This window comes from Pseudomonas sp. B35(2017) (genome assembly GCF_002113645.1).
Lineage (GTDB): Bacteria > Pseudomonadota > Gammaproteobacteria > Pseudomonadales > Pseudomonadaceae > Aquipseudomonas > Aquipseudomonas ekonensis.
In genome coordinates this window covers 356,816-376,692 of the sequence record NZ_NEIZ01000002.1, presented here as the reverse complement: position 1 = coordinate 376,692, position 19,877 = coordinate 356,816, and the positions used below count along the sequence as shown (strand labels likewise).

Sequence of the window (19,877 nt, the reverse complement as noted above, 5' to 3'; positions counted from 1 at the left end):
CGGTTCGGTACCCTCAGGCCCCCTGCACCAGCACCTCTGCATCCCCTTCCACCGCCAGCCACCACGCACTCCCGCGATGTGGCTGCGCCAAGTTGAAGACCTCCCCCATCTGCGGAGTGGTGATGGCGACGCTGCGGTCCCAGGCGAGGGCCAGGATACGGTCGAAGGGTTCGTGCCAGGCGTGCATCGCCAGGTCGAACGTGCCGTTGTGGATCGGAAACAGCCAGCGGCCCTTGAGGTCGAGGTGGGCCTGCAGGGTCTCCTCCGGTTGCATGTGCACGTGGGGCCATTCGACGTTGTAGGCACCGGTTTCCATCAGGGTCAGGTCGAACGGGCCGAACTGTTCGCCGATGCGCCTGAAGCCATCGAAGTAGCCGCTGTCGCCGCTGAAGAAAATTCGCGTGTCACCGTCGATGATCACCCACGAAGCCCAGAGGGTACTGTTGCCGTCGAACAGGCCACGACCGGAAAAGTGCTGCGACGGCGTGGCGATGAAGCGGATGCCGGCGACGTCGGTGCCTTGCCACCAGTCGAACTGGCGAACCTTGTCCGCGTCGATGCCCCACTTGGTCAGGGTGTCGCCCACGCCCAACGGGGTAAGGAACACCTTGACCTTGTCCGCCAGCGTAAGCACGGCCTGTTGGTCGAGATGGTCATAGTGGTTGTGGGACAGGATCACCGCCTCGATCGGCGGCAGTTCGTCGATGCTGATCGGCGGCTGGTGAAAGCGCTTGGGGCCGGCCCATTGCACCGGCGAGGCACGTTCGGCGAACACCGGGTCGGTGACCCAGAACTTGTCTTGCAGCTTGAGCAGCAGGGTCGAATGGCCAAGGCGGTAGACGCTGTGGTTCGGTGCCGCCAACAGGTCGGCGCGGGTCAGGGCCTGCACCGGAATGGCGGCGGCCGGACGGGTATTGCGCGGTTTGTGGAAGATCATGTTCCACATGATGCGCATCATCTTGCCAAAACCTTCACGCTGCACCGGCGCATGGTTGCGAAACAGCCCCTGGGCCTGGCGGGAGGCTTCGGGCGCGGTGGCGTTGCTCATCGAAGAAACGGATTCGGCCATGACGGAATGACTCCAGAGAACCGCGCCATGCACGGTCTTCCAAGGGTAGGACAGTAAATGGCCAAGGCACGCACGCATCAGCCGGACATCTGGTTTTAGGGTGCACCGATTAACGCAACATTACACTGACCGGTGTACTTTCTAGGTTGCATCAAACCGGACGGCAAGTAAACTGCCGAGTGTAATTTCACCCTCTGCCTGCCGAATCGAACTTATGACAGCCACCCAACGCCTCACCGACCGCAAACGCGAAGCCATCATCCAGGCGGCGATCGCCGAATTCCGCGCCAACGGGTTCGACGTCACCAGCATGGACAAGATTGCGGCCACCGCCGGGGTGTCGAAACGCACGGTGTACAACCACTTCCCCAGCAAGGAGGAGCTGTTCACCGAAATCCTCAACCAACTGTGGGCGCGGATTTCCGCCGAGCAGACCACGCCCTACAGCGCCGACCAGCCCCTGCGCGAGCAATTGCGCGAGCGGGTAATGGCCAAGGTGCAACTGATGGCCGACGAAAACTTCCTCACCTTGGCCCGGGTGGTGATCGCCACCACCATTCATTCCCCGGAAAGGGCACAGAACATGGTGGCGCGTCTGGGCGAGCGGGAGGAAGGCCTGACCTCCTGGATACGGGCCGCCCAGGCCGACGGCCGGTTGAAGCCGGCGGATCCCGAATTCGCGTCCCAGCAGATACAGGGCCTGATCAAGGCGTTCGGTTTCTGGCCACAGATGTCCATGGGCCGGGCGGCTCTGAACCCAGACATGCAGCACACCGTCGTGGAGGCGGCGCTGGACATGTTCCTGGCCCGCTATCAGCTCTAGCCCGGGCTTCCGTTGCTTCTGCCCACGGTTAAATGGCTCGGAAGGACACTGATTATTCCCGCTGGAATAAATGACAATGTCCGACAATTTGCCGATGAACGGTAAGTCCGAGAAGAACACATCAAAGTGTTTCAGAATGAATCTGGCGCAGAACATCATGGAAAACCAACGCGGCAAAGGCTTGTCATTCGCCAGACGCATTTACCTGCCGCGGGCCATCGGCCTGGGTGTCGGCTTCTTCAGCGTCGGCGCCGCCCTCTATCCGCTGGGCATGCCGGCCTGGCTCTGGGCCTTGCTGGTGTTCAACGGGTTTATCTGGCCCCACCTCGCCTACCAATGCTCCAGCCGCTCGGCCTTCCCCTACCGCGCCGAACGCCGCAACCTGCTGTATGACTCGGTGTGCGGCGGTTTCTGGACCGCGTGCTTCCAGTTCAACCCGCTGACCACCGTGACCATCCTCTCGATGATGACCATGAACAACGTCGCCGCCGGCGGCCTGCGCCTGTTCGTGCCCGGCGCCCTCGCCCAGCTGGCCGGAGTGCTGCTGGGCTGGGCGCTGTTCGGCGTGCGGTTCACGCTCACGGCCACGCCGATTCAGGTCTGGGCCTGCCTGCCGATGCTCACCCTCTATCCGCTGGCGTTGGGCATGGTCTGCTACCGGTTGGCGATCAAGCTGGCCGAACACAAGCGCACCCTCAGCGCCTTGAGCCGCACCGACAGCCTGACCGGCCTGCTCAACCACGGCGCCTGGAAAGACCTGCTGCACCTGAAGTTCGACCAATGCCGGGCGCACGGCAGCCAGGCCATTCTGGCCTTGATCGACATCGACCACTTCAAGGCGATCAACGACAGCTACGGTCACATCGTCGGCGATACCGTGCTGCGACAACTGAGCCATGAAATCAAACGCCTGCTGCCGGACAGCGAACTGGCGGGCCGCTACGGCGGCGACGAGTTCTGCGCGATCCTGCCCAACCTGCCGCTGAACAAGGTCGAGGCCTTGATGGAGCAACTGCGCCAGGCCCTGGATCGCTACCGCCACCCGGACGTGCCCGCCTTGCGGGTCAGCCTGAGCATCGGCCTGGCCCGTTACCAAGGCCTCTACCCCGACGCACTGGACTGGCTGGATGACGCCGACAAGGCGCTCTACACCGCCAAGCACACCGGACGGAACACCGTCTGCGTGGCCTTGAGCCGATCCAGCGTCTGAGTCCGCCCAGGCGTCTTGCAGCGCCGAGGCTGCCGCCATCGCCAGCAGGCTGGCTCCCACAATGTTTTACGTGACCACCAGCCCGGCCTCGGCCATCCGCCCCCCCGCACAACGCTATAGTGACCCGAAACCCCAAGCCCCACCGAGCCGACCATGACCCCGTCCAAACCCGATTCAGCCACTGTCGACCACCTGCGCTTCCACCGCCCCCATGCCCACCTCGCCCCCACCTTCGGCACCGACGCCTTCGCCCTGCGAGCCGAGGCCTTTGCGCGGTTCTTCGGCACGCCCATGTTCTTGGGGGCGCAGACGCTGGTGGTGGTGCTGTGGGTCGCGCTCAACATGTCCGGCGTCACCCATTTCGACGTGTACCCGTTCATCCTCCTCAACCTCGCGTTCAGCCTGCAATCGGCCTACGCCGCGCCGCTGATCCTGCTGGCCCAGACCCGCCAGGCGGCCAGGGACAAGGCCCAGTCGGAGGCCGACGCGCAGCACCGCGAAGCGCTGGCCGTGGCCAACAGCGAACGCCAGGCCCAGGCCGCGAAGAACGCCGCGCAACTGCTCGAACTGCTGGAGCAGAACACCCGGCTCACGGAAATGACCAAGAACCTGACCGAGCGCATCGAAAGCCTGACCAGCGAGCTGCATCAGCACATGCGCGACAATCCGCAGCGCTGAGCCGCGTCACGGCAAGCGCAACGCCCGCCCGAGCTCGTCGAACAGCGTGACCACCGCACGCAACGCCCGGCAGTCCGGCCGGGTCAGCAGCCAAAGGGCCGTGTCGTGGCCGTGCAGCGGTTCGCTCAAGGCTTGCAGACCGTCGCCGATGAGAAAGTCCGGCAACGCCGCCACCCCCAATCCGCCCCGCACCAGTTCAGTGACAGACAGCATGCTGTTGCACCGATAGGCAGGCGTCACGCCCGGCCAGTGCTGACGGCGCCAGACCACGGTCGGGTGATCGGGCAGGAAGTCGTCCGGTGCGATCCAGGCCAGTGCGCCAAGATCCGTGGCATCGACGTTGCGCAGGTAACGTTCGCTGGCGCACACCCGGTAGGAAATCTTCGCCAGCTGCCGTCCGACCAGATGCTCCGGCGGCGTGCGGGTCAGGCGCAGGGCGATGTCGGCGTCGCGGCGGCTGAGGTTGGCGAAATCGTTGGAGGTGCAAAGCTCCAGGGTCAGCGCCGGATAGTTGGGCATGAACTGCGCCAACGCCGGCAACAACAGGCCCTGCAAGACCGAGTCGGTGCAGGTCAGGCGCACGGTGCCGCTGACCACTTCCCCGCCCTGCTCCACACCGATCCGCGCCGCCTCCAGCGCCTGCTCGGCGCGCTCCGCCTGTTCGGCCAGCGTCCGCGCCAGCGTGGTGGGCAGGTAACCGGCGCGGCTCTTTTCGAACAGTTGCTGGCCGAGCGCGGATTCGAGGCGGCGCACCGCGCGGAACACGGTCGACACATCCACCTTCAGCAACTGCGAGGCCCGGGCCAGGGAGCCGCCGCGCACCAAAGCGAGGATCAGCGACAGATCCGGGTAGTCGAGACGATAGTGCGTGGCTGCATTGATCACTTGGGCAAACGCCAATATTGAGTGCGTGGACGCCAATCTATAGTGGGCCCGATCCCACAACAAGCACGGTGAACCCTCATGGAATCCAGAGCCCTGCGCATCGCCCTGATCGGCGACCGCGACCCGAACGTCACCGCTCACCAGGCAATCCCCGTCGCCCTCGGCATGGCTGCCGAACACACCGGCCTGACTGTGCAGTTCGAATGGCTGGCCACCGACCGGATCGACGCCGATACGCCCTTGGCGGCCTTCGACGGTGTCTGGTGCGTCCCGGCCAGCCCTTACAGAAGCGAAGACGGCGCGTTGCGGGCGATCCGGTTTGCCCGCGAACGGCAGCGCCCATTCCTCGGCACCTGCGGCGGCTTTCAGCATGCGGTGCTGGAGTTTTCCCGCCATGTGCTGGGCTGGGCCGATGCCGAACACGGCGAAGTGTCCCCGGATTCGAACCGCGCAGTGCTTTCGCCGCTGAGCTGTTCGTTGGTGGAGACGATGGACAGCATTCACCTGGAAGCCGGTTCGTTGATCGCCAAGGCGTATGAAACGTCGCAGATCCTTGAGGGCTATCGCTGCCGCTACGGTGTGAATCCGCAGTTCCAGCAAGACTTGCTGAACGGCCCTCTGCACGCGGTGGGCCACGACTCGTCCGGCGATCTGCGCGCCATCGAACTGACCGGTCACCCGTTCTTCGTCGCCACGCTGTTCCAGCCCGAACGGGCGGCGCTCAAAGGCCAGTTGCCGCCGTTGGTGCGTGCGTTTGTCCAGGCCTGCGCGGAGGGACGACCATGATCGTCCAGACCCCGAAGGCGCCCTACTACGCGGTGATTTTCACCTCGTCCCGCACCGAAGGGGATCAGGGCTATGCCGAGGCGGCCGCCCGCATGGTGGAGCTTGCGCAACGCCAGCCGGGTTTCCTGGGCACCGAGTCGGTCCGGGGTGACGACGGCGTGGGGATCACGGTGTCGTACTGGACGAGCGAGGCGGCGATCCTGGCGTGGAAAAACCATCCGGAACACCAGGCCATCCGCGAGCGCGGGCGTTCGACCTGGTATTCGGCGTTTCATACGCGGGTGTGCAAGGTGGAGCGGGATTACCGGTTCGGCTGAAGGCTGCAGTGTCATTGAGGCCCCATCGCCAGCAGGCTGTCACCTGATCCCCTGTGGGAGCCAGCCTGCTGGCAATGGCGATAGGCGGGTCACCCCGGACTCAGCCCTTGACCAGGCTGCGCACCGCCACGATCTCCGGCACCTCCCGCTTGCGCATGTACACCCGCAGCGGTTCGGTGATGTTGATCCGGTCATCGATGTGTTGGTCGAGCAGCAGTTGGATCAGTTCGCGCTTGAGGGTCATGGCCTGGTCCGGGGCCTGGGCCCAGACGAATTCGCTGGCCGGCACGATGCCGTCGTCGGCCACGTCCATGCCGAAGGAGTCTTCGCTGAAGCGCACGATGTAGCGGCCGGTCTTGCGGTTGAGGCCGACGAAGCCCTTGAGGTCGTCGGCCGCCTGGCAGATGAGTTGGGATGTGATGCGCATGGTAAACCTCACAAGAGTGATCGAAGGTTTACACGCAGGGCATTGAGGCACACCCTCTGCCGGGGTGGTTGCCGTGGCCAAGCGTACTGCAAACAAACGCAAAAAAGTGCGGAAATTTTCGCTTTCAGTACGTTTATGTCGGTCTTGCGATAGCACGTTTTCGTTTGAGTTGCTAAAAGGGACATCTTCGAAAATACCTGCGAAAGGACCTCGACATGCCCGCCACTTTCACCAAAAGCGCCCTGATGCTGAGCCTGATGCTCGGTCTCGGCCAGGCCCACGCCGCCCAGCCGGCCCCTGCCGAACTGGCCGCTTCCCTGGGGATTCCGCGCCCGGCGGTGATCGCCCACCGCGGTGCCTCCTTCGACGCGCCGGAATCCACCGCCGCGTCCTACAAACTGGCCCGCGACCTGGGCGCCGATTACCTGGAGATGGACCTTCAGCGCAGCAAGGACGGCGTGCTGTTCGCCCTGCACGACAACAACCTGCAGCGCACCACTGACGTCGCCACCAAGTTCCCTGAGCGCAAGGACAGCCCGGCCAACGCCTTCACCATGGCCGAGCTGAAAACCCTGGACGCCGGCAGCTGGTACAACAAGGCTTATCCGGACCGCGCACGCGCCTCCTATGCGGGCCTGAAGATCCTGACCCTCGACGAAATCATCGACATCGCCCAGGCCAACCCCAAGCACAAGCCGGGCCTGTACATCGAGACCAAGGAGCCGCAACTGTTCCCCGGCATCGAACATGACCTGAAGGAAAAGCTGCAGGACCGCGGCTGGCTCAGCCCGGCCGGTTCGAAACTGGCCAAGAGCGAACTGGGCGTCGGTCAGGGCAAAGGCAAGGTGATCCTGCAGACCTTCGAGAAGAACAGCCTTGAGCTGCTGGAGAAGGAAATGCCGCAGGTGCCGAAGATCCTGCTGCTGTGGGTCGGTGAAGGCAGCATCGAACCGAAATCCAAGGTGGCCTTCGCCGACTCCGGCGAGAAGGACAAGAACGCCTACTACGGCAAGCAGGAGCCGAAGTCCGAGGCCGAGTTCAAGCAGTGGATCGACTACGCCAAGGCCCAAGGCGCCATCGGCACCGGCCCGTCGGCGAAGCTGACCCACGGCGGCGACCAGAGCTACTCGGACCTGGTGCAGCCATGGATGAACCAGTACACCCACGATCAGGGCCTGCTGGTGCACGTCTACACCGTCGACGAGCCGGTGGACTTCGAGAAGGTCATGGCCGCAGGCGTGGACGGCATTTTCACCAACCGCGCCAGCGAACTGCTCAAGTTCTACAAGCGCCCGGCCGCCGCCAGTGTGGATCAGGTGCTCAAGAACAACGGTTTCTGAGTGAAGCCGGACACCCCGTGGACAGGCCGCCTGTGGCTCGGGCACGACCATGGCCTGATCCACGGGATGTCGGGGCGCACCGCGCCCCATTCCCACTACGCCCACCAACTGATTCTGGCCCCCGACCGCCCGGTGACGGTGTTGCTGGATGATGCCCCCGTCACCGCCTCCCGCCTGCTGATCCCTTCACAGGTTCGTCATGCCATCGTCGAGGCGCCGGATCCGCTGTTCACGGTGTACGCCGAGCCCTTGGCGCTGGAGGCGCAGGTACTGCGCGATGCGCTGTTCGATGCGGATCTTTCCCTGACCGCGCTCGAACAGACGCTGCGCGACTGCCCCCGCCGCCGGCACGCCGATCCCCGGATCGAACGTGCGCTTGTGGCCATCGACGCCTCGCTGGCGGACAAGGTCGCCGCCCGTACCGTGGCCGACAGCGCCCATGTGTCCCTGAGCCAGTTGCAGCGGCTGTTCGTCAGCCAGGTCGGCCTGCCGGTGCGGCGCCTGGTGCTGTGGCGGCGCCTGCGGTTGGCGATGGCGCAGGTGCTGGCCGGCCGACCGGTGACGGAGGCCGCCCATGCCGCCGGGTTCGCCGATTCGGCGCACTTTTCCCGCAGCCTGAAGAAACTGTTCGGCGTCACCGCCCGCCAAGCCTTGCAGCACATGGAACTGCGGCTGCTGGACTGACTCAGCGGCGCAGCGCCTCGGGCACCGCCGGCTCCTTGGCCAGGTGCGCTCTCGCAAACGGGTCGAGCAACTGCGCCACGTAGTCCCGGGGGAAATCCGGCCGGCTGCCGATGCCCAGATCGCCTGCACCGATCCGGTAATCCTGCGTGTGGAAAGCGGTGCCCAGCAGCCGATCCCACACGGTGAAGAACAGCCCGAAATTGACGTCCCCCGCCCGCCCGTACTTCATGTGATGGAAGCGGTGCAGCGGTGCCCAGGCGAAGACATGGCGCAACGGCCCCAGGCGCATGTCGACGTTGGAGTGCTGCAGCAAGAGCTGGATCGCGATGGCGAACGCCAGCAGCACCGCGACCTCGGCGGGTATCCCCAGCACCAGCAGCGGCAGCAGCCCCGCCGTGGCTTCCAGCGCCTGATGCAGCGGATGCTTCATCAAGCCGTTGAAGCCGTACAAGCGCTCGACGCTGTGGTGCACCGCATGCAGCCGCCATAGCCAGCGCACCCGGTGGCTGGCGTAGTGCATCAGGCTCATGCCGGCGTCGGCCACCAGCACCGCCAGGCCCAGTTGCAGCCACAACGGCCACGCCCGCGGCCACAGCCCGTCGACCGCCAGCAGCGCCGCCAGCCCCGGCAGCGCCAGCAGGCCGAGGGCGTTCAACGCCTCGTTGACCGACGCGTGCAGCAGGTCACGGCGGCGGTCGCCGATGGGCCGGTTCCAGTCGGGTTCGTAGGGCAAGGCCCGTTCCGCCGCGAACGACACCGCCAGCGCCAGCACAAACAACAGCAGCAGCCACCCGGCCGATCCGCCCGCCAGCCACACGGCGGCGCCGATGAATCCCACGAAGAACAGCGGCGCGTAACACCACGCAAGGATGAGTCTCATGTCCACCTCCATTGATTGAAGGCCGAGCATGAAAGGGAGGGACACCAGGCAATTGAACAAACGACGCAAACCGCCGCGGCGCTTTTTAAGGGTGAATTAAGTTGCGGCGGTTAACCTGAACTCACTTGAACGAATCACCTGAAAGGAATAACCCATGAAGACTTTGACTGCCCTGTTCACCGCCGCCGCCCTGACCCTCACCGCTGGCCTGGCCCAGGCCGACGTGCGCGTCGACCAGATCCCGCAACTGGTCAAGGACGGCAAGATCAAGCCACTGGAGGACATGAACCAGGCCGCGCTGAAACTGCATCCCGGCGCCACCATCACCGACACCGACCTGGACAACCACTTCAACGGCTACGAATACGAAGTCGAACTGCGCACCGCCGACGGCAAGGAGTTCGACGTGGACTTCGACGCCACCACCGGCAAGGTGCTGAGCAACAAGCAGGACACCTGATTCGACAGATGGTCCCTCCCTGCAGGGCAATTGACTTGATCCTGGCCGGCGCTGGCTGAACGGACGCCATCGCCAGCAGGCTGGCTCCCACAGTGTCTGGGTTCAACCCTGTATCTGTGAACGACCCGGAACCTGTAGGAGCTTGCCTGCAAGCGATGAGGCCGGCACTGCCAACATCCCTGTTGCCTGCCCCACCGCCATCGCTGGCAAGCCAGCTCCCACAGTGTCTGGGCTCAACCCTGCATCTGAGAACGACTCAAAACCTGTGGGAGCTTGCCTGCAAGCGATGAGGCCAACCCAGTCGATATCCCTGTTGCCTGACCCACCCCCATCGCTGACAAGCCAGCTCCCACAGTGTCTGGGTTCAACCCTGCATCTGTGAACGCCCCGGAACCTGTGGGAGCTGGCTTGCCAGCGATAGGGCCGGCACTGTTGACATCTCCAGTGCCTGCCCACCGCCAACAGTCTGCCCCCCACAGGTTCGCAGGCGTCAGGCGCTCAGGCGGGCGGTGACTTCGTTCAGTTGCCCCGACAGCCCGTGCAGGTTCTGGCTGGCGCTTTCGGTGCGCTGGACGTTGTCGAGGTTGGTGCTGGCGATCGAGGTGATTTCGGTCAGGTTGCGCGAGATGTCTTCGGCCACCGACGTCTGTTCCTCGGCCGCTGTGGCGATCTGACGGTTCATGTCGCGGATCGCTTCCACCGCGTGGGTGATGCGCTCAAGCATGGCGCCGGCCTGGGTCACCTGCTCGACGCTTTCGTCGCTGCGGGTCTGGCCGCTGTCGATGGCGTGGGCGGCGTCCACCGCGCCCGTCTGCACGCTGTGGATGATCTGGTTGATCTCGATGATCGACTCCGCCGTGCGCTGCGCCAGGTTGCGCACTTCGTCGGCCACCACCGCGAAACCGCGTCCGGCCTCGCCGGCCCTGGCCGCTTCGATGGCGGCGTTGAGCGCCAGCAGGTTTGTCTGCTCGGCGATGCCGCGGATCACTTCCAGCACCTTGCCGATGCGGCCGCTGTCGGCCTCCAGGCGACGGATCACCGTGGCGGTGTTGGCGATCTCGCCGCGCATCTGGGTAATGGCGTGAATGGTGTTCTGCATGACCTTCTCGCCCTGCTGGGCGGACTGGTCGGCATCGTCGGCGGCCCGCGCCGCGTCCGCCGCGTGACGGGCGACTTCCTGGGCGGTGGCGGACATTTCGTTCATCGCCGTGGCCACCTGGTCGGTGCGGCTGAACTGCTCGTTGGTGCCGCCGGCCATCAGGGTGGCGATGGCGTTCAGCTCGCCGCTGGCGCTGTCCAGATCCTTGGCGCTGCGTTGCAGGTGGCTGAAGGTCTCGGCGAGGAAGTCGCGCAGGGTGTTGGCCGCCGCGGCCAGGTTGCCCAGCTCGTCCTGGCGGTTGCTGGCCACCCGCTCGGCGAACTTGCCCTGGCTCAACAGGCTGACGTAGTCGATCAGTTTGCGGATCGGCTCCACCAGGTTGCGGTTGACCAGCCACAGGCTGAGCAGGCCGATCAGCAGTCCGGAGGCGAGCATCACCAACAGGCCCAGCCACACGGTGCGGTCGGCGCTGGCGCTGATCAGCGCCGATTGCTCGGTGCCTTGCTTGCGCAGTTCGACCACCAGCTCGCTCATCTGGTCGCTGGCGGCGCGGTCCACGCCCTTGACGGCGGCGTCGCCGGCCGCAGGATCGGCCCCGGCGGCCACGTAGGCGTCACGGCCCTTCTGGTAGGCGGCGCCCAGCAGACGGTGCTCTTCGCGCAGGCGTTCGATGCGGCTCTTGAGTGAAGGCTCGATGCCGGACTGGCTCGCCAGTTCGCCCAGGATGGTCTGGACGTCACGCTGACGCTCCTCGAACTGGCCCCAGTACTTGGCCAGGTCCGCCGGCTGCTTGCCGCGCAGCAAGACGTTCTTCCACTCCTGCACCTGCACCTTGAACTGCAGGTTGGCTTCGTCGATCAGTTGCGAGGTGTGCAGCGGGCCGGCGATCAGCTGGCTGTAGCCCTGCACGCCGTTGGACAGGAAATGGAAGCAGGACAGCGCGATCAACAGCATCGCCAGCAGGCTGCCGCTCAGCAGGGCGAGAATTTGCGCTCTCAGGGATTTTTGCAGCATCGCAAGGTACTCATGACAGGGATGAGGCACGCCCGGTAAGACGTGAATGGTGCCGGACATCCGTGTCGGCGGGCCTTGGCTCTTGGCCGAAGGCGCGCAACCTAACCCATGCGTGATCGGCGCGCCAGCGCGCTTCTTGAGAAAGATCCGACCGCCGGTAAGCCCTTGACCCGCCGTCACTTTACCGTCACGCAACGGTCACAAAGCCTCGCCATGATGGGGCACACGTGAGCCTGTCTCTCCCGCGACAGACGCCCTCCCCTGCGAGTCTCCATGAACCACAGCCTCGACCTCGGTCATCGCGACCCCGACCTGTTCGGTTTGCTCTACGGTTTTCGCTTCCGCCCCGGCGAACGCGGCCGCGAAGTCGATTCGGCCACCGCCCTGCGCTGCCTGCAGAACGACGGCGAAGGCGACGAGTTCCTCTGGCTGCACCTGAACCTGGCCCACGCCGCGTGCGAGCGCTGGATGAAGAGCCACCTGCAATTGCCGGAGGAGTTCTTCGAAGCGCTGCACGAAGGTTCACGCTCGACCCGCATCGAACACGTCGACTCGGCCTTGCTGGCGGTGGTCAACGACGTGGTGTTCAACCTCAGCAGCATGGTGTCCTCGGACGTCTCGACCTTGTGGGTCTGCGTGCGCGGCAAGCTGATCGTCAGCGCGCGCCTGCAACCGCTGCACTCGGTGGACAAGCTGCGCTCCTCGGTGAAGGCCGGCGAATGCTTCCGCTCGCCGCTGGAGCTGCTGGTACACCTGCTGCGCGACCAGGGCGAAGTGCTCACCCAGATCGTGCGCAAGACCAGCCTCAGCGTCGATCAGGTCGAGGACGAACTGCTGTCCTCGCGGCTGTCGACCAACCGCGCCGAGCTTGGCGCCAACCGCCGGGTGCTGGTGCGCCTGCAACGGCTGCTGGCGCTGGAGCCGGGCTCGCTGCTGCGCCTGCTCAACCGCCCGCCGGCGTGGCTGCAGAAGGAGGACGTCAAAGAGTTGCGCAAATCCACCGAAGAGTTCGCCTTGATCATCAACGACCTCACGGCTCTGGGCGAGCGGATCAAACTGTTGCAGGAAGAGATCGCCGCCAACGTCAACGAACAGAGCAACCGCACGCTGTTCACCCTGACCGTGGTCACGGTGCTGGCGCTGCCGATCAACATCATCGCCGGTTTCTTCGGCATGAACGTCGGCGGCGTGCCCCTGGCGCAGGATCCGGAGGGGTTCTGGATCCTGGTGGCGCTGGTGGCGACGTTCACCCTGATCGCCGGACGCTGGGCGTTTCGCAAACGGCGCGATTACTGAGTCGCCGCCATCGCCAGCAGGCTGGCGATGATCCGGACCAACGGCGCAGCCAATCCACCAAACACTGATCTGCCGCAGTCTCTCTGTAATATTCAGCAACGATCATGGGCGACACTCCTTCCCCCGCTCAGGATTGTCCTCCCATGGCGACGCCCTCCCTGACCGCCGGCCAACCGACTGCCTCCAGCGGCCGGCCGACACTCGACAAGAAAACCGGCCCCTTTACCTACGTGGTGTTTTTCGCGGTGCTGGCCCTGGGGCTGCTGTTCACCGCCTACAGCCTGGTGCACGACATGCACGAGCTGGGCACGGTGGTCACCACCTGGACACCGTTCCTGCTGTTGGGCGTGGCACTGCTGATCGCGCTGGGGTTCGAGTTCGTCAACGGCTTCCACGACACCGCCAACGCGGTGGCCACGGTGATCTACACCCACTCGCTGCCGCCGCACTTCGCGGTGATCTGGTCCGGGTTCTTCAACTTCCTCGGGGTGCTGCTCTCCAGTGGCGCGGTGGCGTTCGGCATCATCGCCCTGCTGCCGGTGGAGCTGATTCTGCAGGTGGGCTCCTCCGCCGGTTTCGCGATGATCTTCGCCCTGCTGATCGCCGCGATCCTGTGGAACCTCGGCACGTGGTGGCTGGGCCTGCCGGCTTCTTCGTCGCACACCCTGATCGGCTCGATCATCGGCGTCGGCGTGGCCAACGCCCTGATGCACGGGCGCGACGGCACCAGCGGCGTGGACTGGGCCCAGGCGACCAAGATCGGCTACGCGCTGCTGCTGTCGCCGCTGGTGGGCTTCGGCTGCGCGGCGCTGTTGCTGCTGGCCCTGCGCGCGTTCGTCAAGAACCGCTCGCTGTACAAGGCGCCGAAGGGCAACACCCCGCCGCCATGGTGGATCCGCGGCCTGCTGATCCTGACCTGCACCGGCGTGTCGTTCGCCCACGGCTCCAACGACGGCCAGAAAGGCATGGGCCTGATCATGCTGATCCTGGTCGGCACCCTGCCGATGGCCTACGCGCTGAACCGCACCATGCCCGCCGACCAGACCCTGCAGTTCGCGGCGGTGGCCGAAGTCACCCAACAGGCGCTGGTCAAGAGCGCGCCGCTGCCGGCCCCGGCCGACCCGCGCCCGGTGCTGTCGGACTACGTGCGCAGCAAGGAAACGACGCCGCAGTTGGTCCCGGCCCTCGCTGCGCTGACCGGCCACATCGGTGAAGAAGTGAAAGGCTACGGCTCGCTGTCCAAGGTGCCCGCCGAGGCCATGGGCAACGTGCGCAACGACATGTACCTGGCCAGCGAAACCATCCGCCTGATGGACAAGAACAAGGTCGGCGGCTTCGACGCCGACACCACCGGCAAGCTGCAACTGTTCAAGCAGCAGATCGACAACGCCACCCGCTTCATTCCGCTGTGGGTGAAGATCGCCGTGGCCATCGCCCTGGGCCTGGGCACCATGGTCGGCTGGAAGCGCATCGTGGTGACGGTCGGCGAGAAGATCGGCAAGACCCACCTGACCTACGCACAAGGCGCCTCGGCCGAGTCCGTGGCGATGCTGACCATCGGCGCCGCCGACATGTTCGGCCTGCCGGTGTCGACCACCCACGTGCTGTCCTCGGGCGTGGCCGGCACCATGGTCGCCAACGGCGGCGGCCTGCAGATGAAGACCATCCGCAACCTGCTGATGGCCTGGGTGCTGACGCTGCCGGCGGCGATCGTGCTGTCGGGCAGCCTGTATTGGCTGTTCACCCTGATTTTCTGAACCGCCCGTCACCGTAAAATCCCGGCCCGCTTCAGGGCCGGGATTCTTTCGTGCCCGCCTGCCGGGCGCCCGGTCGTCCGATAACCCTGCCATCGGACACCGACCGCTCAGATTGCGCTTCAGTTTGCCGGCATGATGCCGACTCATAAGTCATTCGATGCATTCAGGGAAAAGAACCGTGAACCTGTATATCAATCAGCTGCAGCAAAAGGCTGACTTCAAAGAAGCCATCTACGCCGGCGACATCTTCCTGAACACCCAACTGCGCGCCGCCCGCCAGTTGTGCGAATTCGCCCAGGAAAGCATCACCGCAGCGTTCGACGGCGAAACCCGCCACCAGGCGCTGCACACGCTGATGCCGGTGGAAGAGTTCGTGGTGCGGGTGACCCGCCTCAAGGGCCAGTTCACCAACAGCCTGCGCGCCAAGGAGCTGATCCTGAGCTTCATCGACGAGATCGGCGTCGACCCGCACGAATACATCTTCGACGTGCCGCGCATCCGTGTGGTGCCGAACTACGACTACCTGCACGCCGGCGTCAGCTACGCCTACAAGCCGCACCGCGACACCTGGTACGGCAGCGTCGATTGCCAGATCAACACCTGGATGCCGGTGCACACCATTTCCCCGGACCAGACCATGATGATCAACACCGGCTACTTCGATGTGCCGGTGAAGAACTCGTCCGCCCAGTGGAGCCTCAACGACTGGATCAACAACCAGCGCCACAAGGCCAAGGACAACCTCAAGGAAGAAGTCCGCGTGCACCCGGTGCCGCTGGAAGAGATCGACACCGCAGCCGAACTGCGCGTGGCCGGCAACACCGGCGACATGCTGATCTTCTCCGGCTCGCACCTGCACGGCACGGTCGCCAACCACACGCAGCACACCCGTTTCAGCGTCGACTTCCGCCTGATGCACCTCGATGATCTCAAGCACAACCGCGGCGCGATCAACGTCGACAGCGCGTGCCCGGACGTCGGCGCCGGCTTCAAAGACTACTTCCACGCCCACGACTTCTCGAATTTCCAAGGAATCCAGCAATGACCAAGCGTCGCATCACGCCTGCCGAAGCCCAATACAACGAAACCCGCGCCGGCGTCCTCAAGCGCGTGGACGCCGAATACGTGGCCGACGCCCCGTTCGTGTTCGCCAACCGCATCGGCGTCACCGCCGCGCTGTCGCGCATGGAACTGTTCAAGAAAGTCGCCGAGATCCCGGGCGCGATCATCGAGTGCGGCGTGTACAAGGGCAACTCGCTGATGCTCTACATGCACCTGTCGATGATCCTGGAGCCGTACGCGATCAACCGCTCCATCGTCGGCTTCGACACCTTCGAAGGCTTCCAGAGCATCAGCAAGACCGACGATCCGGCCGACGTCAACGAAACCATGTTCTCCGACACCGACCAGTCGCTGATCCAGGACATGATCGACGCCAACGACCTGCTGCGCCCGGTCAACCGCATCCCGCGCTGCGAACTGGTCAAGGGCGACATCGTCAAGACCGTGCCGGAATGGGTCAAGACCCGTCCTGACCTGGTCGTGGCCATGCTGATCCTGGACACCGACCTGTACGAGTCGACCAAGGTCGCCCTGGAGACTTTCCTGCCGTACATGCCCAAAGGCGCCATCGTGGTGCTGGACGAAGTGGCCTACCGCAACTTCCCGGGCGAAACCAAGGCCCTGCGCGAAGTGCTGGACCTGAACAAGATCGAACTCAAGCGCCTGCCGTTCGATTCGTGCGTGGGTTACTTCCACGTTTGATCGCGTAGCGGGGGCAGTTGCCTTGCGCTGCCCTCGCTGACGTATCGCCAGCAGGCTGGCTCCCACAGGGGATCCGGGTGAACGCAACCTTTGTGTTCACCGCAGAACCTTGTGGGAGCCAGCCTGCTGGCGATGGCGCCGGGCCGGCCGGCGCCGTTCCCTTCAGCCCTCGCAGGCACTGCGCAGCACCAGCCGCTCGCGCACCACGTCATACGCCCAGTGGTACACATAGGTGTAGGGCAGGAAGAACAGCAGCACGCCGATGTCGAGCAGGAACGCCTGCCACAGGCTCACCGACAGCCACCAGGCGATCAGCGGCACGCCCAGCAGCACCAGTCCCCCCTCGAACAGCAGCGCGTGCACCACCCGCACCCAGGCGTTGTGGCGGATGCGCAAACGCTTGAGCACACGGTCGAACGCACCGTTGAACACCACGTTCCACACCAGCGCCAGCACGGCGACGACCACGGTGACCACGCCCATGTCGAGCAGCGGCTTGCCCATGATCCAGGCCAGCAGCGGCGTGCAGATGAGGATCGCCAGCACCTCGAAACCGATGGCCTGGCAAATGCGTTCAGTGATGGATTTAGGGGCCGTCATGACCTGACTCCTTGAGTGATGATGGTTGCCATCATCCAACCCCGCATCGATACTTCATAATCAATAACCATCGATCAAGGCGATAGTCCATGGCCTCTCAAGAAGTGCTGCAGGCGTTTGTCCAGGCCGCGACCCAAGGCTCGTTTTCGGCGGCGGCGCGCAAGCTGGGGCGCAGCCAGTCAACCGTCAGCGCCGCAGTGGCGAGCCTTGAGATCGACCTGGATCTTGTCCTGTTCGACCGCAGCAGCCGCAAGCCGACCTTGACCCCGGCGGGCCATGTGATGCTGCAGCGGGCCGAGGCGATCCTGGCGGCCGGCAGCCGCCTGGAAATGACCGCGCGGCAACTGGCCCAAGGGGTCGAGCCGAAGCTGACGGTGGCGATTTCCGACACCTACCAGTCCGACCGCTTCGAAGCGTCGCTCAGCGCGTTCGAACAGCGTTACCCGGATCTGGAGCTCGAATGCCTGATCGCCGAATGCGACGACCTGATCGCCTTGGTGCAACGGGGCCGGGCCCATCTGGCGTTCGTCGAGATGCGCGACCATTACCCGCCGGACCTGGAGACCGCCACGGTCGACGAGCGCACAGAGATCGCGTTGTTCGTCGGACGCGGGCATCCGCTGGCGGCGCTGGAATCCATCGATCCGCAGACGCTGGAGCAACACCGCGAACTGCGCCTGGCGACCATCGTCAATCCCTACGGCACCCGGGCCAAGGGGCGCGTCTGGTCGGCACCCAGCTACCTGATGCTGCTGGAGATGGCCCAGCGCGGGTTCGGCTGGGCGCCGCTGCCGCGCTGGCTGGTGGGGCGCTTCGGCAACGGCACGTTGACGGAGCTGAACGTGCGCGGCTGGCCGAAACCGGTGTTCGTCGATGCGCTGTGGTCGCGGCAGTTTCCGCCGGGACCGGCGGGCAGCTGGATGCTCAGCCAGATGCTGGAATAGCGGCGCGGCCGATCGCGAGCAGGCTCGCTCCTACAGAGGAATGAGCGCCCTTGCGGGAGCGAGCCTGCTCGCGATGGCGTCCCCGCAAACAACCGCTCAAGCCGCGTCGATCACCGCAGGCCCGTTCACCTGAAAGAACTCATGCAGGCCACGCATCGCCGGCAGCTCCAGCGCCTGCGCCGCATAGCACAGGCCCACCCGCCGGGTCGGTGCCGGCAGGTGCAGCGCCCGCACCGCCACCCGCTCGTGCCCCGCCGCCAAGGAGCGTGGCAGCATCGCCGCGCCGATGCCTGCCGCCACCATGTGCAGCGCCTGACGCAATGATCCGGCATGCCCGGCCACGGCCTGAGGCGAACGGCCGTACAGCGCCATCAGGCGCTGATGGGACGGGTGCTGCGGGCAGGTGATCCAGTCTTCGATGGGGGCCCACGCCGTCTCGGCAGCGGCCATCGGGTGATCGGCCGGCAGTGCCAGCACGTAGGGTTCCTCCCACAGCGGCAGGAACAGTTCGTCCTCGCAGCACATCTCTTCGACCGCCAGCCGACCGTCGCCCAGGCACCCCTCCTCCAGCGTCAGCAGCAGGTGAGGCAAGGCTTGGCGGGCCATGCGCACGAAGGCTTCGATGTGGCTGGCGGCGATGTCGCCTTCGATGCCCAGGGTCAGTGGCACACGGTGCTCGCCGCTGCGGAACATCCGGCTCAGGGCCTGGGCCTCGGCCACCATGCGCCGGGCCTGCGGGTACAACAGGCGCGCTTCGTCGCTGACCTCCACCCCGCGCGGCTGGCGCAGGAACAAGGTGGCGCCGAGTTCCTCCTCAAGCTGTTTGACCGTCACCGACAGCGTCGGCTGGCTGATGAACAGGCGCTGCGCCGCTACGGTGATGTTGCGTTCCTCGAACACGGCGAGAAAGGCTTTGAGATGGCGGATATCCATAGAGCGTTCCGATGCCAGACAGAGAAATAAGGCATTTTTCAGCCTGAAACGGGCTAAATATACTGCGCCGCACATCCAGCCATTCGTTTTTTTTGCTTCAGGAGTGCAGTCATGAGCAAACCGTTGATCATCGTCACCGGAGCCAGTTCCGGCATCGGCGAAGCCACCGCCCGCCGCTTGAGCGCCGCCGGCCACCCGCTGCTGTTGCTGGCCCGGCGCATCGAACGCCTGGAGGCCCTGGCGCTGCCGAACACCCTCAGCCGTCGGGTGGACATCACCGACCGTACCGCGCTGCTGGCCGCCGTCGCCGAGGCCGAAGCGCAGTTCGGTCCTGCCGATGCACTGATCAACAACGCCGGGGTGATGCTGCTGGGCGAGATCAGCCAGCAGGATCCGGCCCAGTGGGAGCGCATGCTCGATGTGAACGTGAAGGGCCTGCTCAACGGCATCCATGCCGTGGTGGCCGGCATGATCGAGCGCAAGCGCGGCACGATCATCAACGTCAGTTCCGTGGCCGGGCGCAAGACGTTCCCCAACCACGTGGCGTACGTCGGCACCAAGTTCGCCGTGCACGGGCTGTCGGAGAACCTGCGCGAGGAACTGGCGCCGCACAACGTGCGCGTCACCACCATTGCGCCGGGTGCGGTGGAGACCGAGCTGCTGAGCCACACCACGGACGAAGCGATCAAGACCGGCTACCAGGCGTGGAAACAGGAAATGGGCGGCACCGTGCTCAGCGCCGAGGACGTGGCCACGGCAATCGCCTATGCCTATGAACAGCCCCAGGGCGTGTGCATCCGCGAAATCGTCATGGCCGCGACCCGGCAGCAGGCCTGATTGCCGCGCTGCCGGCCTTGAGGGCCCCATCCCCAGCAGGCTGGCTCCCACAGGGGATAGCGGGTGTGAGCAAA

Annotated in this window: 21 protein-coding genes; 14 read left to right on the top strand and 7 right to left on the bottom strand. The window is 65.1% G+C overall.

Going from position 1 to position 19,877, the window contains the following annotated elements:
• Nucleotides 1-13: 13 nt before the first annotated feature.
• On the bottom strand, nucleotides 14-1,069 hold the full coding sequence (locus tag CAG41_RS05265) for an MBL fold metallo-hydrolase (RefSeq protein WP_085578249.1): 1,056 nt from the start codon (nucleotides 1,067-1,069) through the stop codon (nucleotides 14-16).
• 214 nt (nucleotides 1,070-1,283) lie between these two features.
• Between CAG41_RS05265 and CAG41_RS05260 the strand changes: the two genes are divergently transcribed.
• The 3 genes from CAG41_RS05260 (at nucleotide 1,284) to CAG41_RS05250 (ending at nucleotide 3,780) form a co-directional block, all read left to right on the top strand.
• The gene (locus tag CAG41_RS05260) at nucleotides 1,284-1,892 is read left to right on the top strand and encodes a TetR/AcrR family transcriptional regulator (RefSeq protein ID WP_085706763.1); all 609 of its coding nucleotides are present in this window, start codon (nucleotides 1,284-1,286) and stop codon (nucleotides 1,890-1,892) included.
• Between the two features lie 157 nt (nucleotides 1,893-2,049).
• Nucleotides 2,050-3,102: a diguanylate cyclase gene (locus CAG41_RS05255; RefSeq protein ID WP_085578298.1), complete on the top strand. Its 1,053-nt coding sequence runs from the start codon at nucleotides 2,050-2,052 to the stop codon at nucleotides 3,100-3,102.
• Between the two features lie 153 nt (nucleotides 3,103-3,255).
• A complete protein-coding gene (locus CAG41_RS05250) occupies nucleotides 3,256-3,780 on the top strand; it encodes a DUF1003 domain-containing protein (protein WP_085706762.1) in 525 nt (174 codons plus the stop codon).
• 6 nt (nucleotides 3,781-3,786) lie between these two features.
• On the opposite strand, the gene CAG41_RS05245 is transcribed toward CAG41_RS05250, so the two are convergent.
• Nucleotides 3,787-4,701, bottom strand: coding sequence for a LysR family transcriptional regulator (locus CAG41_RS05245; protein WP_371856088.1), 915 nt, complete (start codon nucleotides 4,699-4,701; stop codon nucleotides 3,787-3,789).
• 42 nt (nucleotides 4,702-4,743) lie between these two features.
• Here CAG41_RS05245 and CAG41_RS05240 point away from each other — a divergent pair, with 42 nt between their 5' ends.
• Entirely contained in the window at nucleotides 4,744-5,451 is a 708-nt protein-coding gene (locus tag CAG41_RS05240) for a CTP synthase (protein ID WP_085578254.1), read from the top strand.
• Complete coding sequence (locus tag CAG41_RS05235) at nucleotides 5,448-5,768, top strand: antibiotic biosynthesis monooxygenase (protein ID WP_085706761.1); 321 nt, start codon at nucleotides 5,448-5,450, stop codon at nucleotides 5,766-5,768. Before CAG41_RS05240 ends, CAG41_RS05235 begins: the two co-directional genes overlap by 4 nt.
• Nucleotides 5,769-5,868: 100 nt before the next feature.
• Here the strand turns inward: CAG41_RS05235 and CAG41_RS05230 are convergent, their stop codons facing one another.
• Complete coding sequence (locus CAG41_RS05230; RefSeq protein ID WP_085578258.1) at nucleotides 5,869-6,195, bottom strand: DUF2025 family protein; 327 nt, start codon at nucleotides 6,193-6,195, stop codon at nucleotides 5,869-5,871.
• 215 nt (nucleotides 6,196-6,410) lie between these two features.
• On the opposite strand from CAG41_RS05230, the gene CAG41_RS05225 reads away from it, so the two are divergent.
• Nucleotides 6,411-7,535 carry a glycerophosphodiester phosphodiesterase gene (locus CAG41_RS05225; RefSeq protein ID WP_085629599.1) on the top strand — a complete coding sequence of 375 codons (1,125 nt, stop codon included), beginning with the start codon at nucleotides 6,411-6,413 and terminating at the stop codon, nucleotides 7,533-7,535.
• On the top strand, nucleotides 7,536-8,219 hold the full coding sequence (locus CAG41_RS05220) for an AraC family transcriptional regulator (RefSeq protein WP_256575493.1): 684 nt from the start codon (nucleotides 7,536-7,538) through the stop codon (nucleotides 8,217-8,219).
• Between the two features lies 1 nt (nucleotide 8,220).
• Here the strand turns inward: CAG41_RS05220 and CAG41_RS05215 are convergent, their stop codons facing one another.
• Nucleotides 8,221-9,099 (bottom strand): sterol desaturase family protein, encoded by an 879-nt coding sequence (locus CAG41_RS05215; protein ID WP_085629597.1) that lies wholly within the window; start codon nucleotides 9,097-9,099, stop codon nucleotides 8,221-8,223.
• Between the two features lie 154 nt (nucleotides 9,100-9,253).
• Between CAG41_RS05215 and CAG41_RS05210 the strand changes: the two genes are divergently transcribed.
• A complete protein-coding gene (locus CAG41_RS05210; protein WP_085578264.1) occupies nucleotides 9,254-9,559 on the top strand; it encodes a PepSY domain-containing protein in 306 nt (101 codons plus the stop codon).
• A gap of 490 nt (nucleotides 9,560-10,049) precedes the next feature.
• Here the strand turns inward: CAG41_RS05210 and CAG41_RS05205 are convergent, their stop codons facing one another.
• Nucleotides 10,050-11,672 carry a methyl-accepting chemotaxis protein gene (locus CAG41_RS05205; protein ID WP_085706760.1) on the bottom strand — a complete coding sequence of 541 codons (1,623 nt, stop codon included), beginning with the start codon at nucleotides 11,670-11,672 and terminating at the stop codon, nucleotides 10,050-10,052.
• Nucleotides 11,673-11,945: 273 nt separating this feature from the next.
• Between CAG41_RS05205 and CAG41_RS05200 the strand changes: the two genes are divergently transcribed.
• The 4 genes from CAG41_RS05200 (at nucleotide 11,946) to CAG41_RS05185 (ending at nucleotide 16,489) form a co-directional block, all read left to right on the top strand.
• Nucleotides 11,946-12,968 (top strand): transporter, encoded by a 1,023-nt coding sequence (locus CAG41_RS05200; RefSeq protein ID WP_085629593.1) that lies wholly within the window; start codon nucleotides 11,946-11,948, stop codon nucleotides 12,966-12,968.
• Nucleotides 12,969-13,111: 143 nt separating this feature from the next.
• Nucleotides 13,112-14,725: an inorganic phosphate transporter gene (locus CAG41_RS05195; protein WP_085629591.1), complete on the top strand. Its 1,614-nt coding sequence runs from the start codon at nucleotides 13,112-13,114 to the stop codon at nucleotides 14,723-14,725.
• Between the two features lie 178 nt (nucleotides 14,726-14,903).
• Nucleotides 14,904-15,770 (top strand): hypothetical protein, encoded by an 867-nt coding sequence (locus tag CAG41_RS05190; protein ID WP_085580630.1) that lies wholly within the window; start codon nucleotides 14,904-14,906, stop codon nucleotides 15,768-15,770.
• Nucleotides 15,767-16,489: a TylF/MycF/NovP-related O-methyltransferase gene (locus tag CAG41_RS05185; protein WP_065259304.1), complete on the top strand. Its 723-nt coding sequence runs from the start codon at nucleotides 15,767-15,769 to the stop codon at nucleotides 16,487-16,489. Before CAG41_RS05190 ends, CAG41_RS05185 begins: the two co-directional genes overlap by 4 nt.
• A gap of 162 nt (nucleotides 16,490-16,651) precedes the next feature.
• Here the strand turns inward: CAG41_RS05185 and CAG41_RS05180 are convergent, their stop codons facing one another.
• Nucleotides 16,652-17,089, bottom strand: coding sequence for a multidrug/biocide efflux PACE transporter (locus CAG41_RS05180; RefSeq protein ID WP_085629589.1), 438 nt, complete (start codon nucleotides 17,087-17,089; stop codon nucleotides 16,652-16,654).
• A gap of 89 nt (nucleotides 17,090-17,178) precedes the next feature.
• Between CAG41_RS05180 and CAG41_RS05175 the strand changes: the two genes are divergently transcribed.
• Complete coding sequence (locus tag CAG41_RS05175) at nucleotides 17,179-18,033, top strand: LysR family transcriptional regulator (RefSeq protein ID WP_085706759.1); 855 nt, start codon at nucleotides 17,179-17,181, stop codon at nucleotides 18,031-18,033.
• A gap of 96 nt (nucleotides 18,034-18,129) precedes the next feature.
• On the opposite strand, the gene CAG41_RS05170 is transcribed toward CAG41_RS05175, so the two are convergent.
• The gene (locus CAG41_RS05170; protein WP_085706758.1) at nucleotides 18,130-18,966 is read right to left on the bottom strand and encodes a LysR family transcriptional regulator; all 837 of its coding nucleotides are present in this window, start codon (nucleotides 18,964-18,966) and stop codon (nucleotides 18,130-18,132) included.
• A 111-nt stretch (nucleotides 18,967-19,077) separates the two neighbouring features.
• On the opposite strand from CAG41_RS05170, the gene CAG41_RS05165 reads away from it, so the two are divergent.
• Nucleotides 19,078-19,803 carry an SDR family oxidoreductase gene (locus tag CAG41_RS05165; protein ID WP_085706757.1) on the top strand — a complete coding sequence of 242 codons (726 nt, stop codon included), beginning with the start codon at nucleotides 19,078-19,080 and terminating at the stop codon, nucleotides 19,801-19,803.
• Nucleotides 19,804-19,877 lie beyond the last annotated feature (74 nt).

Bases quoted from the DNA above. Each gene is read 5' to 3' on its own strand.
- CAG41_RS05250 (WP_085706762.1), top strand. From the start codon at position 3,256: ATGACCCCGTCCAAACCCGATTCAGCCACTGTCGACCACCTGCGCTTC.
- CAG41_RS05185 (WP_065259304.1), top strand. From the start codon at position 15,767: ATGACCAAGCGTCGCATCACGCCTGCCGAAGCCCAATACAACGAAACC.
- CAG41_RS05170 (WP_085706758.1), bottom strand. From the start codon at position 18,966: ATGGATATCCGCCATCTCAAAGCCTTTCTCGCCGTGTTCGAGGAACGC.
- CAG41_RS05165 (WP_085706757.1), top strand. From the start codon at position 19,078: ATGAGCAAACCGTTGATCATCGTCACCGGAGCCAGTTCCGGCATCGGC.
- CAG41_RS05195 (WP_085629591.1), top strand. From the start codon at position 13,112: ATGGCGACGCCCTCCCTGACCGCCGGCCAACCGACTGCCTCCAGCGGC.
- CAG41_RS05225 (WP_085629599.1), top strand. From the start codon at position 6,411: ATGCCCGCCACTTTCACCAAAAGCGCCCTGATGCTGAGCCTGATGCTC.
- CAG41_RS05255 (WP_085578298.1), top strand. From the start codon at position 2,050: ATGGAAAACCAACGCGGCAAAGGCTTGTCATTCGCCAGACGCATTTAC.
- CAG41_RS05260 (WP_085706763.1), top strand. From the start codon at position 1,284: ATGACAGCCACCCAACGCCTCACCGACCGCAAACGCGAAGCCATCATC.
- CAG41_RS05240 (WP_085578254.1), top strand. From the start codon at position 4,744: ATGGAATCCAGAGCCCTGCGCATCGCCCTGATCGGCGACCGCGACCCG.
- CAG41_RS05215 (WP_085629597.1), bottom strand. From the start codon at position 9,099: ATGAGACTCATCCTTGCGTGGTGTTACGCGCCGCTGTTCTTCGTGGGA.
- CAG41_RS05230 (WP_085578258.1), bottom strand. From the start codon at position 6,195: ATGCGCATCACATCCCAACTCATCTGCCAGGCGGCCGACGACCTCAAG.
- CAG41_RS05265 (WP_085578249.1), bottom strand. From the start codon at position 1,069: ATGGCCGAATCCGTTTCTTCGATGAGCAACGCCACCGCGCCCGAAGCC.
- CAG41_RS05235 (WP_085706761.1), top strand. From the start codon at position 5,448: ATGATCGTCCAGACCCCGAAGGCGCCCTACTACGCGGTGATTTTCACC.
- CAG41_RS05180 (WP_085629589.1), bottom strand. From the start codon at position 17,089: ATGACGGCCCCTAAATCCATCACTGAACGCATTTGCCAGGCCATCGGT.
- CAG41_RS05205 (WP_085706760.1), bottom strand. From the start codon at position 11,672: ATGCTGCAAAAATCCCTGAGAGCGCAAATTCTCGCCCTGCTGAGCGGC.
- CAG41_RS05210 (WP_085578264.1), top strand. From the start codon at position 9,254: ATGAAGACTTTGACTGCCCTGTTCACCGCCGCCGCCCTGACCCTCACC.
- CAG41_RS05200 (WP_085629593.1), top strand. From the start codon at position 11,946: ATGAACCACAGCCTCGACCTCGGTCATCGCGACCCCGACCTGTTCGGT.
- CAG41_RS05175 (WP_085706759.1), top strand. From the start codon at position 17,179: ATGGCCTCTCAAGAAGTGCTGCAGGCGTTTGTCCAGGCCGCGACCCAA.